Raw genomic sequence first — 16769 nt, 5'->3', positions numbered from 1 at the left:
CGTCATCGCCCTCGCCGTCATCGCCCTCGCGCCACTCGGAGCAGTTCACCGCCGTATGCGCGCCAGCCGACGGTCTCGGGCGTGATGCGTCGGCGGTTGTTGCGCGGCCGGCGCAGCGGCTCTGCCTCCGCCTGCTGAGCGGTGGGCTGCGGGGCTCCACGGTTCGCGGCAGCTCCATCGCGGTTCGCGGCAGCTCCATCGCGGTTCGCGGCAGCTCCATCGCGGTTCGCGGCAGCTCCATCGCGGTTCGCGGCAGCTCCATCGCGGTTCGCGGCAGCTCCATCGCGGTTCGCGGCAGCTCCATCGCGGTTCGCGGCAGCTCCATCGCGGTTCGCGGCCGCTCGGGCCAGCGCGGCTTCGAACGATGTCACATCCGCCAGAGCGGGGGGAAGCTCGGCGTCCGGAGCGTCGGATGCGGCGAGGTCGGATGCGGCGACGGAGGGTGCGAGCGTCAGTCGGGCTCGTCTCGCCACATCGCCGGCGGACGAAGCAGTCTCAGCGGGCGGTGCATCGGCATCCGCGTGCAGCACTGTCACGGAGTGCTCGGTCACGCCGAGCAGGAGCCGACGGCCATCGGCCTCGATCATCACCGCTTGGGCCTTCGGGGTGAGCGCCTGCCTGCTGACCACCGCGATCGCAGGCGCTTCACGCTTTGCCGCTTGGCGCCTGGCGACCCGTCGCTGCACCCACCACAGCACGGCGAGCAGGGCCGCCAGGGTGAGCAGCACGCGGAGTGCGAGCAGAAACTCGTCCAATGCGGCTCAGCTCAGCGTCTCGGCCGTATCGAGGATCTCGGTCACCCGAACGGCGTAGTCCTGATCGATGACGACGATCTCGCCGCGCGCGATCAAGCGGCCATTGAGCAGCACATCCGCCGGTGCGCCGGCGGAGCGGTCGAGTTCGACCACCGCTCCGGGTTCCAGGCCCAGCACGTCGCGCACCGACATCCGCGTGCGCCCGATCTCGACAGTCAGCGCCATCTCGACGTTGTGAATGCGGGCCAAGCGATCGAGCGATGGCACCGCTCGCACAGGCGACGGAGATGGCTGCTCGCGCAGACGAAGAGCGAACCAGCCCGCAGGCCGTCCTGCGGCTGCCAGCTCGAAGAGCACCGTCTGGGGGTCTGCGATGAGGTCGGAGGCGTCCCCGCTCGCCGGCTCACCGAGCACACCTTCGCCGAGCACCGCCGCCGCCGCCTCGAGCGCGGGACGCACGACATCGGCGCTCGACACGAGCGGTGTCGTCGTGCCGGCGATCGCTGCAAGGTCGCCCTCGGGAGCGAGCACGATCGCAAGCCTTGCCGATGCCGTACCGACGAAGTCCGCGGTGATCGCACTGGCTGCGCGCTGGGTCACGAGCCCGCGGTCGTCGACCGGGACGGCCTGCAGGGGCACAGTGCTCGGAAGCAGCCGGACGAGCGCGTCAGCCGCGTCATTGTGAAGGGTGAGCGTGGGACTCATGCGGGGTTCTCCACTCGTGTGTTCTCTTCGGTGGTGACGACGATGCAGGCGAGCCGGGTGCCGCTGCGGCCCACTGCCGCGGTCGCGAGGGGTTCGCCGTCGACGGCGAGCCTGAGCGGGCGGTGCTGCGGATGGGGCAGGCGCAGGACATCGCCCACCGCGAGCGAGAGCACCCGCTCGGGTGTGATCGTGACGGGGGCGAAGCGGGCACCGACCGTGACCGGCACCTCGCCGAGCTGCGACCGAAGCGCGGCGTGCGATTCGGCCTGGTTCACCGCGATGGCGGCTCCCCCCAACTGCGGCAGGATCGTGTCGGCCGGGATCGCGACCGTCGCAGGCGCGAGGTTCTCCCCGACTCGGATGAAGAACCGGGCAACGATCATGAGCTCTGCCGTAGGCGCCGCCTGGGCGAATTGCGAGTTGTAGTGCACCTTCTCAACCGCGAGTGCAGCCGGAAGGAGCGCCCCGAGGCTGTAGCCGAGGTCTTCGAGCGCTTGCTCCATCACCTTGCCGAGCAGCGCCTGCTCGACCGCGGTGAACTGCCGCTCGGGCACCGCTCCGGTGACCGTGCCGCCGAGCATCGAGCCGATCCACGAAAGCCCGGCGGAGGTCGGGAACTGCACGACGGCCTTCGACTGGTGCCCCTCGATGGTGCAGAGCACCATGGCGGTCGTCGGCGGCAGGGATGCCGCGTAGTCGTCGTAGCGGGTCATGATGACCTGCTCGCAGCTCACCTGTGCCATCGCGCGCACGCGGCTCGTGAGTTGAGTGCCCCATTGGCGTGCGAAGGTCTCGAACGCGAGCTCGAGCACGCGACTGTGCTCTCGGGCGAGGGTCGACGGGCGCCGGAAGTCGTACAGCTCAATGCTGCGCAAGGGGCTTGCGGGCACGCCGCCGCCCACGTGTTCCTGGACCGTCACATGCGCGACTATCGGCCGCCGAGCGGCGTTGGTTAGCCGCGGCATCCGCTCGATCGGCTCCACCGGAGGGCGTCGGCTCTGGATGCGCGGAGCCGACCATGAGGCGGCGGTCAGTCGAGGAGCGCCGGGATGAGGTTGCGGACCTCTTCCGACTCGTCGGAGAGCACGACGATGTCGACACGGCGATTCAGTGAGCGGTCGGCGGCCCCATCGGTTTCCACCGGGCGTGCCGAGCCGTAGCCGATCGAGCTGACCCGAGTCGCCGCGATCGACAGACGCTCGACCATGTGGCGAAGTACTTTGGTCGACCGGTCGGCGGAGAGCTCCCAGTCGGTCGCGTACGGCCCCGAGTCGCCCTCGGGCTCGGCGTGCCCCTCGATCGAGACCTGGTTCGGGATGCCGGAGATCGCCGGTGCGATCACTCCGAGCACGTTCTGCGCGAGCGGCCGGAGCGCCGCGCTGTTGCCGTCGAAGAAGGTCTCAGCGCCGACGAGCCGAATCGTGAGGCCGCGGGAGTCGATGTCGAAGCGCACGTTCTCGGCGATGCCGTGCCTGGTGAGGTCGGCGCTGATGCGGTCTCGCAGGGCGATGAGGTCGTGAAGCTCGCGCTCAGCGGCTGCGCGGAGCGCCTCCTCGTCGTCCTCCACTGTCTCCGGGATCACGGTCGTCACCGGGATCGCGTCGGGATCGTCGCTCTCCTCGATGCCGAAGCCGTTCTGCAGCGACGCGCGCAGTTCCTCGTACTTCTCCTGGTCGACGGTGGACATCGCGAAGAGCACGATGAACAGGCACATGAGCACGGTGACCATATCGAGGTACGAGGCCATCCAGCGCTCGTCCGGTCCGTCGTGGCCAGCACCTTCTCCGCCGTAGCGGCGGCGCGTGCGCCCCGGCTTCCCCGCACTCCGCTCTCGGCGCACGGTCACGCCGCTTCTTGCAGGCTGCTCTGCTTGGCGGGCGCCGCGGAACTGCGCTCGGGCGCCATGGCGCGCAGCTTCTCACCGAGAAGCCTCGGCTGGGCGCCCGCCTGCACGGCCATGACGCCTTCGAGCACCAGGCTGAGCTGGTCGAGCTCGAGGTCGGCCAGGCGACTGAGGCGTGTGCCGATCGGCAGCCAGATGAAGTTGGCGGAGAGCAGGCCCCACAGGGTCGCGACGAATGCGGTGGCGATGGCTGGACCGAGCGTCTCTGGCGACTCGAGGTATTCGAGCACGTGGGTGAGCGACACGACCGTGCCGATGATGCCGATCGTGGGCGCGTACCCGCCCATGACGCTGAAGAACTTCGCCGCCGTGCGGTTCTTGCGGTCGCGAGTGTCGAGCTCGTCTTCGAGGGAGTCGCGAAGCTCTTCGGCATCCGTGCCATCGGCGATCTGCTGCAGTGCCCGCTTCAGGAAGGGGTCGTCGACGCTCTCCGCCTCTCGCTCCAGTGCGAGCAGCCCCTCGCGACGAGCGACCTCGGCAAGGTGCACCAGCTGCTCGATGAGCGCGTCGTTCGAGGGCAGCTTGCCGCGGAAGGCGTGCGGCAGCGCCTTAACCGCGAGGATGCTGTCGCGAATCGTGGAACTCGCGATGGCGACCGCGATCGTCGCACCGAAGACGAGGATCATCGGCGCTGGGATGAGCAGCGAGGTGACGCTCGCTCCCTCGAGGAAGATCATCGCCAGCAGCGAGCCGAAGGCGAGTGCGAGACCGATGATCATCGCGGGATCCATCAGCGCACCCCCTCTGGAGCGGACTGAGCTCCGAAGGACTGAGCTTCGAAGGACTGAGCGCCGAACGACTGAGCGCCGAACGAGAGCGCGCGCGCAAGCACGCGGGCCCGCTGCGCTTCGGCGCGGTCGATCACCTCGGCCACGGTCTCGGCGACGATGTATCGCGAGCCGTCGATCATGACGATCGTCGTGTCGGGCGCGGCGTGCACCCGTTCGATGAGGTCAGGGTTCAGCGCGAACCGACTCCCATTGAGCCGCGTGACCTCGAGCATGCCTCTTCTCCCGCAGGGCGTGGAACGTAGCCGCCCGGCACTCCCTACTCTCGGTCGCTGAGCACGGAGCGTTAGCAGGAACTGTCGTCAAGGCAGCAGCGGCGCGCAACCGAGGATGGCGTGACCACGTTCGTCGAGGTGATGACGACCCTGCGGGCTGTCGGAGTGCTGGGCTGCCCCGCCGTCGACAGACCAGAGCATTCCGTCGAAATCGTCACTCGTGGCGTCGCTGTCCGTGGACCATATTCCAAGAGCACCTTCGCCCGCGCCTGCAGGGCCCGTGTACGCCCCGACAATGAACCAACTCCCCGTTGCAGCGTCGTGGCGAGCAAGCGCCGTTTGCAAAGAGTTACGGGCATCCCGCTTGGCAATCGAGGTGTTCAACGCGGCCAGCGTCGTTTGGGACACCACAACGCACGGCTCGGCCGCAGGCTTCTCGGAAGGTGGCCTCGGACCTGAGTGCCCACCTTCATCGTGGACCGCACCTCTGGCACAGCCGGACAAGAGCACCACGAGCATCAAGCTCAGCGCGACCCGCATGCCGTGATGCTAGCGAAGAAGCGATGCCCGAGCGGGCAGTAGGGCACGGCCCTCCATCGGCTTTCAAAGGCGAGCACGAGGTAGCGACCGACGTCCGGTCAGCCTGCGAGGCTGGAACGCAGCTCTACACGGTCACGTCGCGCGTGCGGGTATCGCGGTTCAGCAGGAGGCCGAAGAGCAGCATGGTGACGGCGAGGATCAGGTGCAGCCAGTTGTCCGCGTTGTTCAGGGGCACGAAGTTTGCGACGTGCTCGCCCTGGAAGAACAGGCCGTAGAGCCACAGCACCGCGTAGATGACGCCGCCCCAGATCAGAAACCCGCGCGAGCCGGTGACACTCCGTGCGAACGCGAGGCCCGCGATGCCGAACAGAATGTGGACGATGTTGTGCAGGATCGAGACTTGGAACAGGCCGAGCAGCAAAGCTTCGGAGTCATGCCCCGCGAACTGCATCGTGTCGTAGTTGGTGGTGATCCCGGGGATGAACCCCGCGATGCCGACGACCAGGAAGACGATTCCGTAGATCATCGACACTTTCTGCACTGCGGTTTCCGCGTAACCGTACGCGACATTGGTAGCCATGATGAGCTCCTCCGTGTTTGGGCACATTGAACCCCCCGCACGGGAGCCTCGCTAGAGACCAACGAATCTTTATCCCAGATCAGAAGGCGCTTCTCCCACTTCCCGGCGCTTCGACGCCCTCTGAGTCTCCGCTCACGACACCGCGGACGCGCTTGCAGCCGCGACGCTCGTTGAGCGAGGCGCTGTGGGATTTGCTTCAGAGGACGATGAACGCTCGTCTCCTCTCATGTTCGCATTGCGATGCGGATGCGGGATTTGGTGCTGGGTCGCCAGGTGCCGGTCGGGTCGAGCCATGGCGGGGGTTTCACCCATGGGGTGCCGTGGCGCATGCTGATCCGCCAGCCGCTGGTGTCGATGGTGCGGTGGTGGAAGTAGCAAAGGCTCACCCCGTTCTCGACGCTGGTTGGTCCGCCGTGGCTGGCGGGCGTGACGTGGTGGAGCTCGCACCATGCAGCGGTGATGCTGCAGCCGGGGATCACGCACCCGCTGTCGCGGAGGGTGATCGCCCGTCGTTGCTGCGGGGTGAACACGCGTTGCGGGCTGCTGAGGGAGATGATCCCGCCGTGCGTGTTCATGATCGCCTGTTGGATGCCGCCGTCGCAGGCGTAGGCGCGGGCCTTGACCATGCTCACCGGCTCGCTGATGCCATCGACCATCGCCGCCCCGCTGCCCCGGTCGAGGTCGCGGTGCTGGACGGCGACGATCACCGTCGGCGGTGCCCCACCGATGGTCGGCGCGTCGGCGGCGCGGGCGGCGGTATCGAGAATGCTGGCCAGCACATCATGCCGGCGCTGATCGAAGGACCGCGGATCCGGCTTCACGAGATCGTTCGAACCACCGTAGACCGGGGCGCCACCAAGATCGGACGCGACCGTCACCCCCGCTCCGACGCCCGCTGCAGCCCCGCCGGCACGGTTGGCGCCCGAGGCAGCCGCAGGATCCGAGGCCGCCCACGCCCCTCGCTGTCCCGCCGTGCTCGAGACGCACAAACTGTCGGCATCCGCGCCCGAAACCGAATCGGAGTGCTCGAACGCGACTTGGCGTCGCGGTGACAGGTGCGCATCCAACTGCCGTTGCAGGGACGCGGCGACCTCGGGCATCAGCATCCCGGTGATCGGGATCAACCCGCCCTTGGCCCGACCCAACCGCAAGAACCGGCGCGCCATCGCCTGCTCATCCGAGATGAGCGCACCGTCAGGGTCGATCGCGGCCCGCCACACCTGCGCCTGCACCCGCACCTCATCAGCATGGAACTCGCCCGCCGAGCCGGTGACCGCCGCCTCCGCCGCGACGAAGTCAACCTCGAGCACACCCCCGGCGGGCACCAGGTCACGATCCTCCACCGGCGTCACACGATCCAGCAGCGGCCCGAACGTGGTCACGATCGCCGTCGCTGCATCAACGCCGATCCGACCCTCCCGCAGCGCCGCCCCGACGGTCGGAAACGCCGGCGGCACCGTCTCGCCGGTGAGCGTCGTCTCTGGCGTGAGCCGCTCGCCCAGCCGCAGGCGGCGCTGCGCGGTCACCGCGCTGACGCCGGTGACGCGCTGCACCAACTCGACCGAGGTGCGACAACCGTGACGTCTCGCCATCGACTCCCCGCCAAGGCTCGAACGAGACCGATGACCAATCTCACCAGCGACCGAGACCCGAAGCGAGTCAAGAAGCCGGCCGGCGCGCTCCGCGACCTCGAGCAGCTCGATCAGCCCAGCGTCATCCGCGCTCTCGATCCGAGCGTGCTGCGCCTCAACGAACGCCACCAGCCCCGCAGGCAGCAGCGCAGCATCGACCGCGCCTGCCGCAGCGGCGGCGCCAGAAGCCGCGTCGCCCTCGCCCGATCGGTGAACCATGACCCGATGCTGTCACCAGCCACCGACATTCAAGATCCGCGAAAAACCCAGATCAGCAGCCGCTTTCCTGTGGAGAAGACGACCCCTGTGGAGGAAATGTCGCACGCCGGCTCAGGCCCGCCGCCCAAGCGTAGAACTACCGCTTGAGGTTCGTGAGCTCCTGCAGCACCTCGTCCGACGTGGTGATGATGCGGGCGTTCGCCTGGAACCCGCGCTGTGCGACGATCAGGTTGGTGAACTCCTGCGAGAGGTCGACGTTCGACATCTCAAGCGCACTACCGAGCACTAGCCCGAGACCCTCACTACCTGCCGTGCCAAGCGCCGCGGCACCCGAGTTCAGGGTGGCGCGGTACGACGATGCTCCGGCCTTTTCGAGCCCCACAGGGTTGACGAAGTTGGCCAGCGCGAGCTGCGCGAGCACCTCGGTCGCTCCGTTGCTGAACGCGCCAACGATCGATCCGTCTTTCGCGAGCGAGAAGGATTCGAGTGTGCCTGCGTTGCGGCCGTCCTGCCCAGTGACCGTGGCCGTGGTGAGCCCCGCGTAGCCCGTCACCGCACCGAAGTCGACCGCCACACCGCCGATGGTCATGGCCGGCGCAGCGTCCAGCACACCGTCGGTGAACGTCAGTGAGGCGGTGACCGCGCCGCTGCCGTCGTCGCCGCTCACGTCCCAGCCCGCGGCCGATTTGGTGAACGTGAAGCTCAGCATCCGGCCGTTGCCCGCCGCGTCGAACACCTCGACCTCGCGAACGAGCTGGTCGCCCACGGTTGCATCCGAAGGCAGGTTGCCGCCGAGGCTCGCTGTGGTGGTCGCGACCGCGGGCGCGATCGCCCCGAGCGGCAGCGTGATCGGGCCGGCCGGGCCACCAGCGCTGACGGTGCCACCCGCGGCGGCCCACCCCTGCACGAACGCGCCGTCAGCCGTCACGAGCCGACCCCGCGCATCGAAGTCGAACGCGCCCGAACGCGTGTAGAGCGTCTCGGTGCCCTGCCGCACGACGAAGAAGCCGTCTCCGGCGATCATCATGTCAGTGCTGCGGCCGGTCATCTGGGCCGAGCCCTGCGAGAAGTTCGTGGTGATGCCGGCCACCTGAACACCGAGGCCGACCTGTGCCGGGTTGGTGCCACCCACGTTCGCGGCGGGGCGACCCGCGCCCTGCACGAGCTGCGACAGCGTGTCCTGGAACTGCGTGGCGGATCCCTTGAAGCCGGTGGTGTTGACGTTTGCGATGTTGTTGCCGGTCACATCGAGCATGGTCTGGTGCGAGCGCAGTCCCGAGATGCCGGAGTACAGGGAGCGGAGCATTGTGGTGCCCTTTCGGTCGAGTTTCGGAAGTTCGGAGGTGGATGCCGCGGCATCCGTCGGTTCGTGGAGGCGGTCGCGCGGTCTACGCGGCGCCGGGCGCTGCGCCGGGCGTGCTGCCGGGGACGGGTGGGATTGCTGTGACCGCGTCGAGTACGATCGACCTGCCATCGATCACGAGCGCGGGCACCGCGCCGGCGAACGACACGGACGACACGAGCCCTGAACGAGCCGCGCCGTCAGCGTCGAGATACTCGACCGTCTGACCGATCAACGCCGCCGCAGTGCTGCGCATCTGCAGCGAGAATGATTCCTCGCCGGTGCGCGCCAGGGCCGTCAGTTGCTCCATCATCGCGAGCTGGGTGCTCTGCGCGATCATCTGATTGGTGTCCATCGGCGAGCTCGGGTCTTGATTGCGCAATTGCGTGACGAGCAGCTGCAGGAACACCTCGCTGTCGATGGTCTGCTTGCGCTCGACCGGGCGGCCGCTGCCGGCGTGCACGCCGGAAGCTCCGCCGAGTGCGTCGATCGTCATCTTGTGGCTCCGTTCAGCAATCCGGTCAGGTCAACAGGTCGATGGTCGCGCCGAGCCCAGTCAGTGAGACCGGCAGTGCAGTGGGTCGCGCCTCGGTGACGGGCAGCGCCGAGTCGGATGCCGCGAGCTCCGCGGCCGCGCGATCAACAGGGGCCCCACTGCTCGCGTGGCCATGCTCACCCGTTCCTGCATCGCGCGACTCGCCGTTCAACGATCCGGCCGCCGACCCGGCGTCGCGGGCAGCGCTGCCCTGGCCGCCGCCATTCGAGGTGGAGGCATCGGCGAGGTCGAGTCGCGCTCCGGCGTGCAGCATCCCGAGTTCGCGTCGAAGATCGCCCAGCATCCCCCGAAGCGCTTCCCGGCCCTGGTCCGGTGCGAGGAGTTCGATGCGGATGCCGTCGGTGCCGATGTTCGCGCGCACGGTGACCGGTCCGAGCTGCTCGGGCTGCACGCTGAGCGTCACGGTGTGCTCACCGGCCCCGCGCGAGGCGAGCGCGAGGATCGGCCGACCCAGCTGTTCTGCAAGCGTTGCGTGCGCGCCCCTCGGGGCAGACGTGGCCTGGGCCTCGGCAGGCGCATCAGGCGCGGGCGCTGCGAAGGTCGGCGTTCCCGCGGCAGCTGCGGCGGCGCCGAGCAGGGACCCACCCGCAGTGCCCGCGTCTCGCATCAGCGGGGTCGGCGCAGCGCCGAGAGTCGATGTAAGACGCGCCGCCTCTGCTGCCGCATTTCCCGCCGGCGAGCTCGCGCTCATGAGCGAGGCGAATCCGTCCACGGGTGCGCCGAAACCGCTACCCCCGGCCGCGCCGGGCATCGCGCCGAGCACCGAGGCGACGGCCGCCGCGGCATCAGCGGTGGTGGCAGGGCCGCTCACGAGCGGCAAGGCGGCAGGCGCGGTCTGCACGGGTGCCGCGCCCGGCACGGTTACCCGCCTGATGGTCTTGATGTCGGCATCCGTGAGGTAGTTGGGCTGCAGAGACACCGTGCGGCCCGCATACGGCGCGTGGATGATCTGCCCGTCTCCGGCATAGATGACGATGTGGTCGGCGTTGTGCGTCACGATGAGGTCGCCCGGTTGCGCATCCGCGAGCGAACTCACCTCAGTGCCGAGATGCTGCTGGTGCCGCACGAGCCGTGGCACGTCGATGCCGAGATCGGCGAACACGCGCTGCACCAGCCCTGAGCAGTCCATCCCGCTCCGGTCTTCGCCCCCGAACACGTACGGCACACCGAGGTATCGCTTCGCCGCCGCGACGATCGCCTCTCCTCCGCCTGCCCCGTGCGCACCATCGACGGCGAGCCCGACCGCCGAGCTCGGGTTCGCGCCGAGCGCGCGGGCGAGCGAGCCGGCGAAGGCGCTCTCGGTCGGTCCTGGCGTGCCGCGCGAGTGCACTCGGTCGAGCAGCGTGCGCAGTTCTGATACGCGCGATTCGATGGCGCCGATACCGGCGGATGCCGGTGCGATCTGCGGCACGGTCATACGACTCCCCCTTCGTCAGCCGCGCGGAGCGCGCCTCGCAGCCCGGCCACCTCGTCGAGGCGCAGTTGCTCGGCGTGCTGCGCTGCCTGCTCGGCCTGCCGAGCATGTTCCTCGGTCACCCGCTCGAGTGCGCGGCTGCGCTGGAGAGCAGCTCGGTGCTCCGCCTCCGCTTCGCCTACCGAGCGATTCTGTGCCGCGCTCGCCGCGGCCAGGGCTGCCAGCATGCTGCTCATCGCCGCCCGCGACGCTGCCAGCGCTGCGAGCGCGTGCGGCGATGTGGGCTCCAGCGGCAGCAGGCCCAGTTCGTGCTGCAGGGCGGCGGACCTCGCCTGCAGCTCCTCGGACCGCCGTCGGCGGGCGGCGAGTTCCTGCGCGGCGCGATCAGCCTCGGACCGGCGCAAGCGCAGCAGCGAGAGCAGGGGCGACGCGGCCTTCATGCTGCGGCCCCGAGAAGCGCGGCGAGTCCCTGCAACTCAGCCCAGGCCCGGTCGGCCGGAACGAGTTCGTCGAGGCGCTGCGTCAGGAATGCCTCAATGGCATCGGAGTGCCGCAGCGCGGCATCGATGCGGGGATTCGTTCCAGCGTGATACGCGCCGACGTCGATGAGGTCGCGGGAACCGGCGCGCGCGGCGAGCACGCGTCGCAATGCGGTCTGCGCGGCGCGCTGCTCGGCATCCGTCAATCGACTGGACAGTCTCGACACCGAGGCGAGGGGGTCGACCGCAGGGAAATGCCCTGCGACGGCCAATTCGCGGGTGAGCACGATGTGGCCGTCGAGGATCGACCGCGCTGCGTCTGCGACCGGCTCATTGTGATCGTCGCCGTCAACGAGCACGGTGTAGATACCGGTGATCGAGCCGCTCTTGGCGGGCCCGGCGCGCTCGAGCAGGCGTGCGAGCATCGAGAACGTCGACGGCGGATAGCCGCGCGTCGCGGGCGGCTCGCCTGCCGTGAGCCCGATCTCGCGCTGGGCGGCCGCCGCACGGGTGAGCGAGTCCATCATGAGCACGCAGTCGGCCCCGTCGTCCCGGAAGGTCTCGGCGATGCGGGTGGCGAGGAACGCGGCGCGCAGGCGCATCAGCGCGGGCTCGTCCGAGGTCGATACGACGACGACCGAGCGTGCGAGCCCCTCTGGGCCGAGGTCATGCTCGAGGAACTCGCGAACCTCGCGACCGCGCTCGCCGATCAAGGCGATCACCGTCACCTCTGCCGTCGAGCCCCGCGCGATCATCGACAGCAGCGACGACTTCCCCACCCCTGAGCCTGCGAAGAGCCCGAGGCGCTGCCCGCGTCCCACCGGTGTCAGGGTGTCGAGCACGCGCACGCCGAGCGGCAGCGCGGTGGCGATGGGGGTGCGCTCCAACGGTCCTGGCGGGTCATTGGTGAGCGACACCCACGACGAAGGGCGCAGTGGGCCGAGACCGTCGATGGGGCGACCGAGACCATCGAGCACGCGTCCGAGCAGAGTGGCACCGGTGGGCACGAGCGAGGGATGCGCCTGCCGGCGCGCCGGTGCGCCGACCCGGAGCGCGGACGGGTTGGTCAGCGGCATGCATCGCACGCGACCAGTGGATGCCGCGACGACTTCTGCTGCGACGGGCGCCGCATCGTCGATCATGATGACTTCGCCGATCGCCGCGTCGAGCCCCGTGACCTCGAGGCTCAACCCGACCATCGACGACAGCCGCCCCACGCGGTGCGGAGCCGCCGAGCGTCGGGCGCGGTGGAGCGCCGCTTCAATGGCTGGTCGCATCCCTGAGGCGGATGCCGCTCGCGTCGCCGGCATCACGGCGTCATCTCCTCGAGGCAGGCCTTCGCACGTTCGAACGCGAAGCGGAGCCTGGCGTCGATCCACCCCTCGGGCAGATCGGCGATCGCGTCACCGCGATCGAGCGATGCATCGTCCACGATCGGCGGCAACGACTCGGCCGATCCCGCTCTCAGGAGCGCCGCGTCGACGGGGTGCATGCGGATGCCCACCGCCTCGCCGGCATCCGGATGGGCCAGCACACGACTCAGGGCCGCCCTCGCCGCGTGCTCACCATCGCGCAGCTCGGTGCCGAGCACCGCTTCGCTCAACTCGACGGTCGCTCGCAGGAGCAGGCTTTGCGCGTCTCCCGTGAGCTCCGCGGCGCGTTGCCGCAACACCTCGGAAGCGGTGGTCAGGGCAGCGACACGCTGCTCCTGCGCCTCCGCCATCGCGCGGGCGGACGCCTCCGCCTCCGCTTTCACACGGGCCAATTCATGTTCAAGCTCGGCTCTCGCGGCGCGCATGCCGGCCGTGTACCCCGCCGAGAACCCCTCCGCGACCGCCCCTGCGGCACGACGCTTGTGCTCGGCATCGTGCACCGCGGGGTACTCAAGTCGAGCGAAGGCGATGTCAGTAGACATACTCCTCCTCGTCGCCGCGCTGCACGGTGATCGCCTCCTGCGCTTCGAGGTCCCGAATCGTGCGCACGATCTCCGCCCTGGCCTCTTCGACCTGCGAGAGCCGCACGGGCCCGAGCAATTCGAGCTCGCCGTCGAGCACCTCGCGGTTGCGCTCAGTGAGGTTCGCGCGAATCACCGACGAGACGGCTTCGGGAGCGCCCTTCAGCGCGAGCGCCAAGGTCGCGGCGTCGACGCCTCGCAGCACCAGCTGCGCATCGCGCGGTTCGAGCCGTGTGATGTCGGCGAAGGTCAGCATGCGGGACCGCACGGCCTCCGCGAGCTCCGGGTCACGCTCGTCGAGTTCGCTCAGCAGAGACTTCTCGATCGTCACATCGGCGCGGTTGATGATGTCGACGAGCGGCTGCACGCCGCCGACCGCCTCGGCCTCGCGCAGCGCCGCGACCGCCCCCACGCGCAGCTTCATGGTGTCGGCCACGAGTTGCACGGCATCCGGTGCTGCAGATCCCATAGTGGCGAGGGCCTGCGCGACATCGGCACGAGCCTCTTCGGGCAGCACCCCGAACACCGAGCTAGCCCGGTCGGGACGAAGGTGGGCGAGCACGAGCGCGACGGTCTGAGGCAGCTCGCTCTCGAGCAGCCCTGCGACCTGCGCCGGATCGAGGGTTTCGAGGAACTCGAACGACTTGCCGGCAAGACTCGACGCCACCCGGTTCATGACTCCCGCGGCACGCTCAGCACCGAACGACGCTTCAAGGAGCCCTGCTGCCACATCGTGGCCACCGCGCGACGCGACCCGACCATGCCGCGCGATGTCGTGGAACTCGCTGAAGGCCCGCTCGACCGCCTCAGGGGCGACCCGTCCAAGGCGGGTGATCTCGGCGGCGATCTCTTCGGCTTCAGCCTCGGTGAACTTCGACATGACCTGCGCAGCGGCGGCAGGGTCGAGGTTGAGCAGCACGATCGCCGCCTTCTGTACTCCGGTCAGCTGCTCGGCAGCCGTGATGACTGCTGTCGTCATCTGGCCGCCTCGATCGGAGTCGTCGGCACGGAGGCGGTCACCGCCGCGGGTTCGCCCACGGAGAGTTGCGGCACGGCGGTGAGTGAAGGTTGCTCTGCCATGAGCCCGCGGAGGAAGTCGGCCGTGCGCTCAGGGTCGCGCGCGGCGAGCGACTCGATCTCGGCACGGCGGCGCGCGGCCGAAATCACCTCGGGAAGCTCCGGCTCATCGTCCACGGGCGGCGGCACGACCTCCTGGTAGTCGAGCGGCGCGGTGGGCGGCGCCTCAATGGCGGCCGGCACGGCGACGTGGCGCCCGCGCCCGCGGCGCTTCATCATCACCACGGCGAGCAGCAGTGGCAGGAGGATCGCCAGGGCGATCATGACGATCGTCGCAATGCGCCAGAGCTGTTCCTGAAAGGCCGCGTCTCGCGCAGCCTCAAGCTCTGCGGCGGCCTGCTGGGCAGCGGCCTGGCTGAAGGGCACGAGTTCGACGGTCACCGAATCGCCACGGTCGGTGTCGATCCCAGCAGCACTGGCGACGAGCGCCCGCAGGTCTGCCGCGCCGATCCCTTCCGCCGCGGCACTATCGACCGCGACCGAGACGCTCTGGCGCACGAGTTCGCCCGCCGGTCGCACGGTCGACTCGGTCACTCGGTTGAGCGCGTTGTTCCTCGTGCTGGTCTCCGAGTTGTACGCGCCGCCCTGCGCATTCCCGGGCACCGCGATGTTGTCGGGGCCGAGCACGCCCGCAGCGGTGTCGCCGTTGCCGGTGTACTGCTCGGTCGTCGTCGATTCGTTGATCGCGGGTGCGCCCTCGGGGTTGGTGTAGGTCTCCTCGAGTCGCTCACCGGTAGAGAGGCTGAGCTCTGCCGCCACGACGACCGTCGCGTTGCCTGTGCCGACGACGCGGTCGAGCATCGCCTGCACCGCGGTGCGAACGCGGCTCTCGTAATCGCCGGCGCGCTGGTCGGCGGTTCCGGCCGTGCCCGTGCCGACGGCCGACAGCACCGTGCCGTCGGCGTCGATGATCGCGACGTTCTCGACCGGCATGCCCTCGACGGCCGCCGAGGTGAGATGCGCGATCGCCTGCACCTGTTCGTTCGAGAGGGTCGTGCCCTGCGAGGTCTCGATGAAGACACTGGCCGTGGGGTCGGCCTTCTGCGCAACGAATACCGTCTCTTCTGGAATCGCCAGTCGCACGGATGCCGTGCGCACGCCCTGCATGGCACCGATCGTCGCCGCGAGCTCACCCTCGAGCGCACGCTTGTAGGTGACCGATTGCTGGAACTCGGACGCTGTCACGCCCATCTGGTCGAGCAGCGAGTACCCGCTGGCGCCCGCGCTCGGCATCCCCGCCGCCGCGGCCTTCAGCCGCTGGTCGTAGACGTGCGCCTCAGGCACGAGGATGGTCGACCCGCCGGCCTGCAGTTCATAAGGCACGCCCTCAGCACGCAGTTGCTCGACGATCGCGCTCGCGTCCGCGGCGCTCAGCCCGGTGAACAGTGGGGAATAGGCGGGACGCAACAGCCACGATCCGAGCGCGACGATGCCGAGCGCGAGCACGGCGATACCGATGAGCGCGATGGTGCGCTGCGCAATGCTGAACCCGGCGACCACCGCGCGGGCGCGCTGGAACAGGGAGGTGACGGCCTGGGGCATCAGGCCTGCATCCGCATGATCTCGTTGAACGCATCGACGCCCTTGTTCCGGATCGCCGCAACCAGCTCGAGGGTGACTTGGGCCCGGCTCGAGGCGATGGTCGCCGCGTGGATGTCGGTGAGTTCACCCGTCACCGCCTTGATGGCGAAGGTCTTCGACTCGGCTTGCAGCGCTTGGGTGCCGTCGACGGCGCGGCCGAGCGCCGCCGCGAACCCCTCGCCCGACGCACCCTCGGTGCCGCGAACGGCGTCCGTGGCGCGCATTCCGGGCATCGCGGGCATCGCGGCGATGCCGGGCAGCGCGTCACCGATCGCGCCGATGGGTAACGTCATGCCTGCCTGCCGATCTGCAACGCCGCCTCGTAGCTCGACCGCGCGCGCTCGATCACCGCGGCGCTGGCCTGGTACCCGCGCTGGGCGAGGATGAGCTGGCCCATCTGCGCCGCCATGTCGATGTCTGGGTATCGCACGTAACCGGCTTCGTCCGCGAGCGGGTGCTGGGGGTCGTGCACCATGCGCCCCTCCGGGTCGCCCCAGGCTGCGCCTTCGACGTATACGCCCGACCCGTCTGCGCCTTCGCGCGCGATGAGGTATCGGGCCTGGAACGCCGCCCCGTCTGTGGGCCGGGCCGTGTTGATGTTCGCCAGATTGTCGGCGACGGCGTCAAGCCACTTCCGGTGCACCGTCATGCCTGTGCCTGCGATGCCGAGCGCGTCGAAGGTCACGAGTTGCTCCTCATCGCGGCGCGGATCGAGTTGAAGCTGCCGCTGATGGCCTGCGTCGCGAACTGGTAGCGAAGCACGGTGTCGATATTCGACAGTGTCTCGGTCTCGAGGTTCACATTGTTACCGTCGAGACGCGTCGGCTCGAGCGAGCGGCCCTCGCTTGCCGCAGCGCGTCCATTGCCTGCGGCCACCGAGGAGGCGAGGGCCGATTCGAACTGCACACGCCTGGCCGTATAGCCCGGCGTGTTGACGTTTGCGATGTTGTTGGCGATGGCCCGCTGGCGCTGCGCGAGCCCGTCGAGTGCGCTGCTCAGCGCATTGAAAGACACGGATTCGAACACTGCA

The 16769-nt window shown here is 69.2% G+C and carries 20 protein-coding genes; all 20 read right to left on the bottom strand.

Annotated features, from left to right (window positions below; genetic code table 11):
* Positions 1-17 precede the first annotated feature (17 nt).
* The 20 genes from QF206_RS02780 to flgB all read right to left on the bottom strand — a co-directional run bounded on the left by QF206_RS02780 (position 18) and on the right by flgB (position 16765).
* On the bottom strand, positions 18-755 hold the full coding sequence (locus tag QF206_RS02780; protein WP_281487668.1) for a flagellar biosynthetic protein FliO: 738 nt from the start codon (positions 753-755) through the stop codon (positions 18-20).
* A gap of 6 nt (positions 756-761) precedes the next feature.
* Positions 762-1460, bottom strand: coding sequence for a flagellar motor switch protein FliN (gene fliN, locus QF206_RS02775; RefSeq protein ID WP_281487667.1), 699 nt, complete (start codon positions 1458-1460; stop codon positions 762-764).
* The gene (locus QF206_RS02770) at positions 1457-2380 is read right to left on the bottom strand and encodes a flagellar motor switch protein FliM (protein WP_281487666.1); all 924 of its coding nucleotides are present in this window, start codon (positions 2378-2380) and stop codon (positions 1457-1459) included. Before QF206_RS02770 ends, fliN begins: the two co-directional genes overlap by 4 nt.
* Before the next feature lie 110 nt (positions 2381-2490).
* The gene (locus tag QF206_RS02765; RefSeq protein WP_281487665.1) at positions 2491-3306 is read right to left on the bottom strand and encodes an OmpA/MotB family protein; all 816 of its coding nucleotides are present in this window, start codon (positions 3304-3306) and stop codon (positions 2491-2493) included.
* Entirely contained in the window at positions 3303-4094 is a 792-nt protein-coding gene (locus QF206_RS02760; protein WP_281487664.1) for a motility protein A, read from the bottom strand. The genes QF206_RS02765 and QF206_RS02760 overlap by 4 nt, the downstream gene beginning before the upstream one ends.
* Positions 4094-4366 (bottom strand): flagellar FlbD family protein, encoded by a 273-nt coding sequence (locus QF206_RS02755; RefSeq protein ID WP_281487663.1) that lies wholly within the window; start codon positions 4364-4366, stop codon positions 4094-4096. The genes QF206_RS02760 and QF206_RS02755 overlap by 1 nt, the downstream gene beginning before the upstream one ends.
* Positions 4367-4453: 87 nt before the next feature.
* Positions 4454-4906, bottom strand: coding sequence for a hypothetical protein (locus QF206_RS02750; RefSeq protein ID WP_281487662.1), 453 nt, complete (start codon positions 4904-4906; stop codon positions 4454-4456).
* 124 nt (positions 4907-5030) lie between these two features.
* Positions 5031-5486, bottom strand: coding sequence for a DUF4383 domain-containing protein (locus tag QF206_RS02745; RefSeq protein WP_281487661.1), 456 nt, complete (start codon positions 5484-5486; stop codon positions 5031-5033).
* A gap of 224 nt (positions 5487-5710) precedes the next feature.
* A complete protein-coding gene (locus QF206_RS02740) occupies positions 5711-7336 on the bottom strand; it encodes an HNH endonuclease signature motif containing protein (RefSeq protein WP_281487660.1) in 1626 nt (541 codons plus the stop codon).
* A gap of 136 nt (positions 7337-7472) precedes the next feature.
* Entirely contained in the window at positions 7473-8642 is a 1170-nt protein-coding gene (locus tag QF206_RS02735) for a flagellar hook protein FlgE (RefSeq protein WP_281487659.1), read from the bottom strand.
* Positions 8643-8724: 82 nt separating this feature from the next.
* Positions 8725-9174, bottom strand: a complete 450-nt coding sequence (locus QF206_RS02730) for a flagellar hook capping FlgD N-terminal domain-containing protein (protein ID WP_281487658.1) — start codon at positions 9172-9174, stop codon at positions 8725-8727.
* Positions 9175-9199: 25 nt separating this feature from the next.
* The gene (locus QF206_RS02725) at positions 9200-10651 is read right to left on the bottom strand and encodes an NlpC/P60 family protein (protein WP_281487657.1); all 1452 of its coding nucleotides are present in this window, start codon (positions 10649-10651) and stop codon (positions 9200-9202) included.
* Positions 10648-11088 carry a hypothetical protein gene (locus QF206_RS02720; protein ID WP_281487656.1) on the bottom strand — a complete coding sequence of 147 codons (441 nt, stop codon included), beginning with the start codon at positions 11086-11088 and terminating at the stop codon, positions 10648-10650. Before QF206_RS02720 ends, QF206_RS02725 begins: the two co-directional genes overlap by 4 nt.
* On the bottom strand, positions 11085-12437 hold the full coding sequence (locus QF206_RS02715; RefSeq protein WP_422785342.1) for a FliI/YscN family ATPase: 1353 nt from the start codon (positions 12435-12437) through the stop codon (positions 11085-11087). The genes QF206_RS02720 and QF206_RS02715 overlap by 4 nt, the downstream gene beginning before the upstream one ends.
* Entirely contained in the window at positions 12437-13042 is a 606-nt protein-coding gene (locus QF206_RS02710; protein ID WP_281487655.1) for a FliH/SctL family protein, read from the bottom strand. Before QF206_RS02710 ends, QF206_RS02715 begins: the two co-directional genes overlap by 1 nt.
* Positions 13032-14060, bottom strand: coding sequence for a flagellar motor switch protein FliG (gene fliG / locus QF206_RS02705; RefSeq protein ID WP_281487654.1), 1029 nt, complete (start codon positions 14058-14060; stop codon positions 13032-13034). The genes QF206_RS02710 and fliG overlap by 11 nt, the downstream gene beginning before the upstream one ends.
* On the bottom strand, positions 14057-15700 hold the full coding sequence (gene fliF / locus QF206_RS02700; protein WP_281487653.1) for a flagellar basal-body MS-ring/collar protein FliF: 1644 nt from the start codon (positions 15698-15700) through the stop codon (positions 14057-14059). The genes fliG and fliF overlap by 4 nt, the downstream gene beginning before the upstream one ends.
* Positions 15700-16032: a flagellar hook-basal body complex protein FliE gene (gene fliE / locus QF206_RS02695; protein WP_422785341.1), complete on the bottom strand. Its 333-nt coding sequence runs from the start codon at positions 16030-16032 to the stop codon at positions 15700-15702. Before fliE ends, fliF begins: the two co-directional genes overlap by 1 nt.
* Positions 16029-16424: a flagellar basal body rod protein FlgC gene (locus tag QF206_RS02690; RefSeq protein ID WP_281487652.1), complete on the bottom strand. Its 396-nt coding sequence runs from the start codon at positions 16422-16424 to the stop codon at positions 16029-16031. The genes fliE and QF206_RS02690 overlap by 4 nt, the downstream gene beginning before the upstream one ends.
* A complete protein-coding gene (gene flgB, locus QF206_RS02685) occupies positions 16421-16765 on the bottom strand; it encodes a flagellar basal body rod protein FlgB (protein ID WP_281487651.1) in 345 nt (114 codons plus the stop codon). The genes QF206_RS02690 and flgB overlap by 4 nt, the downstream gene beginning before the upstream one ends.
* Between the last annotated feature and the right edge of the window lie 4 nt (positions 16766-16769).

This window comes from Ruicaihuangia caeni (assembly GCF_029952955.1).
In the GTDB taxonomy this organism is placed as follows: Bacteria; Actinomycetota; Actinomycetes; order Actinomycetales; family Microbacteriaceae; genus Ruicaihuangia; species Ruicaihuangia caeni.
This window is presented reverse-complemented; position numbering and strand designations above follow the sequence as displayed.

What these genes read in the sequence shown, in the direction of transcription:
- QF206_RS02735 (WP_281487659.1), bottom strand. Translation starts at nt 8,642, where the DNA reads ATGCTCCGCTCCCTGTACTCCGGCATCTCGGGACTGCGCTCGCACCAG.
- fliG (WP_281487654.1), bottom strand. Translation starts at nt 14,060, where the DNA reads ATGACGACAGCAGTCATCACGGCTGCCGAGCAGCTGACCGGAGTACAG.
- fliN (WP_281487667.1), bottom strand. Translation starts at nt 1,460, where the DNA reads ATGAGTCCCACGCTCACCCTTCACAATGACGCGGCTGACGCGCTCGTC.
- QF206_RS02755 (WP_281487663.1), bottom strand. Translation starts at nt 4,366, where the DNA reads ATGCTCGAGGTCACGCGGCTCAATGGGAGTCGGTTCGCGCTGAACCCT.
- QF206_RS02760 (WP_281487664.1), bottom strand. Translation starts at nt 4,094, where the DNA reads ATGGATCCCGCGATGATCATCGGTCTCGCACTCGCCTTCGGCTCGCTG.
- QF206_RS02715 (WP_422785342.1), bottom strand. Translation starts at nt 12,437, where the DNA reads ATGCCGGCGACGCGAGCGGCATCCGCCTCAGGGATGCGACCAGCCATT.
- QF206_RS02730 (WP_281487658.1), bottom strand. Translation starts at nt 9,174, where the DNA reads ATGACGATCGACGCACTCGGCGGAGCTTCCGGCGTGCACGCCGGCAGC.
- QF206_RS02740 (WP_281487660.1), bottom strand. Translation starts at nt 7,336, where the DNA reads ATGGTTCACCGATCGGGCGAGGGCGACGCGGCTTCTGGCGCCGCCGCT.
- QF206_RS02745 (WP_281487661.1), bottom strand. Translation starts at nt 5,486, where the DNA reads ATGGCTACCAATGTCGCGTACGGTTACGCGGAAACCGCAGTGCAGAAA.
- fliE (WP_422785341.1), bottom strand. Translation starts at nt 16,032, where the DNA reads ATGACGTTACCCATCGGCGCGATCGGTGACGCGCTGCCCGGCATCGCC.
- QF206_RS02720 (WP_281487656.1), bottom strand. Translation starts at nt 11,088, where the DNA reads ATGAAGGCCGCGTCGCCCCTGCTCTCGCTGCTGCGCTTGCGCCGGTCC.
- QF206_RS02725 (WP_281487657.1), bottom strand. Translation starts at nt 10,651, where the DNA reads ATGACCGTGCCGCAGATCGCACCGGCATCCGCCGGTATCGGCGCCATC.
- QF206_RS02710 (WP_281487655.1), bottom strand. Translation starts at nt 13,042, where the DNA reads ATGTCTACTGACATCGCCTTCGCTCGACTTGAGTACCCCGCGGTGCAC.
- fliF (WP_281487653.1), bottom strand. Translation starts at nt 15,700, where the DNA reads ATGCCCCAGGCCGTCACCTCCCTGTTCCAGCGCGCCCGCGCGGTGGTC.
- QF206_RS02750 (WP_281487662.1), bottom strand. Translation starts at nt 4,906, where the DNA reads ATGCGGGTCGCGCTGAGCTTGATGCTCGTGGTGCTCTTGTCCGGCTGT.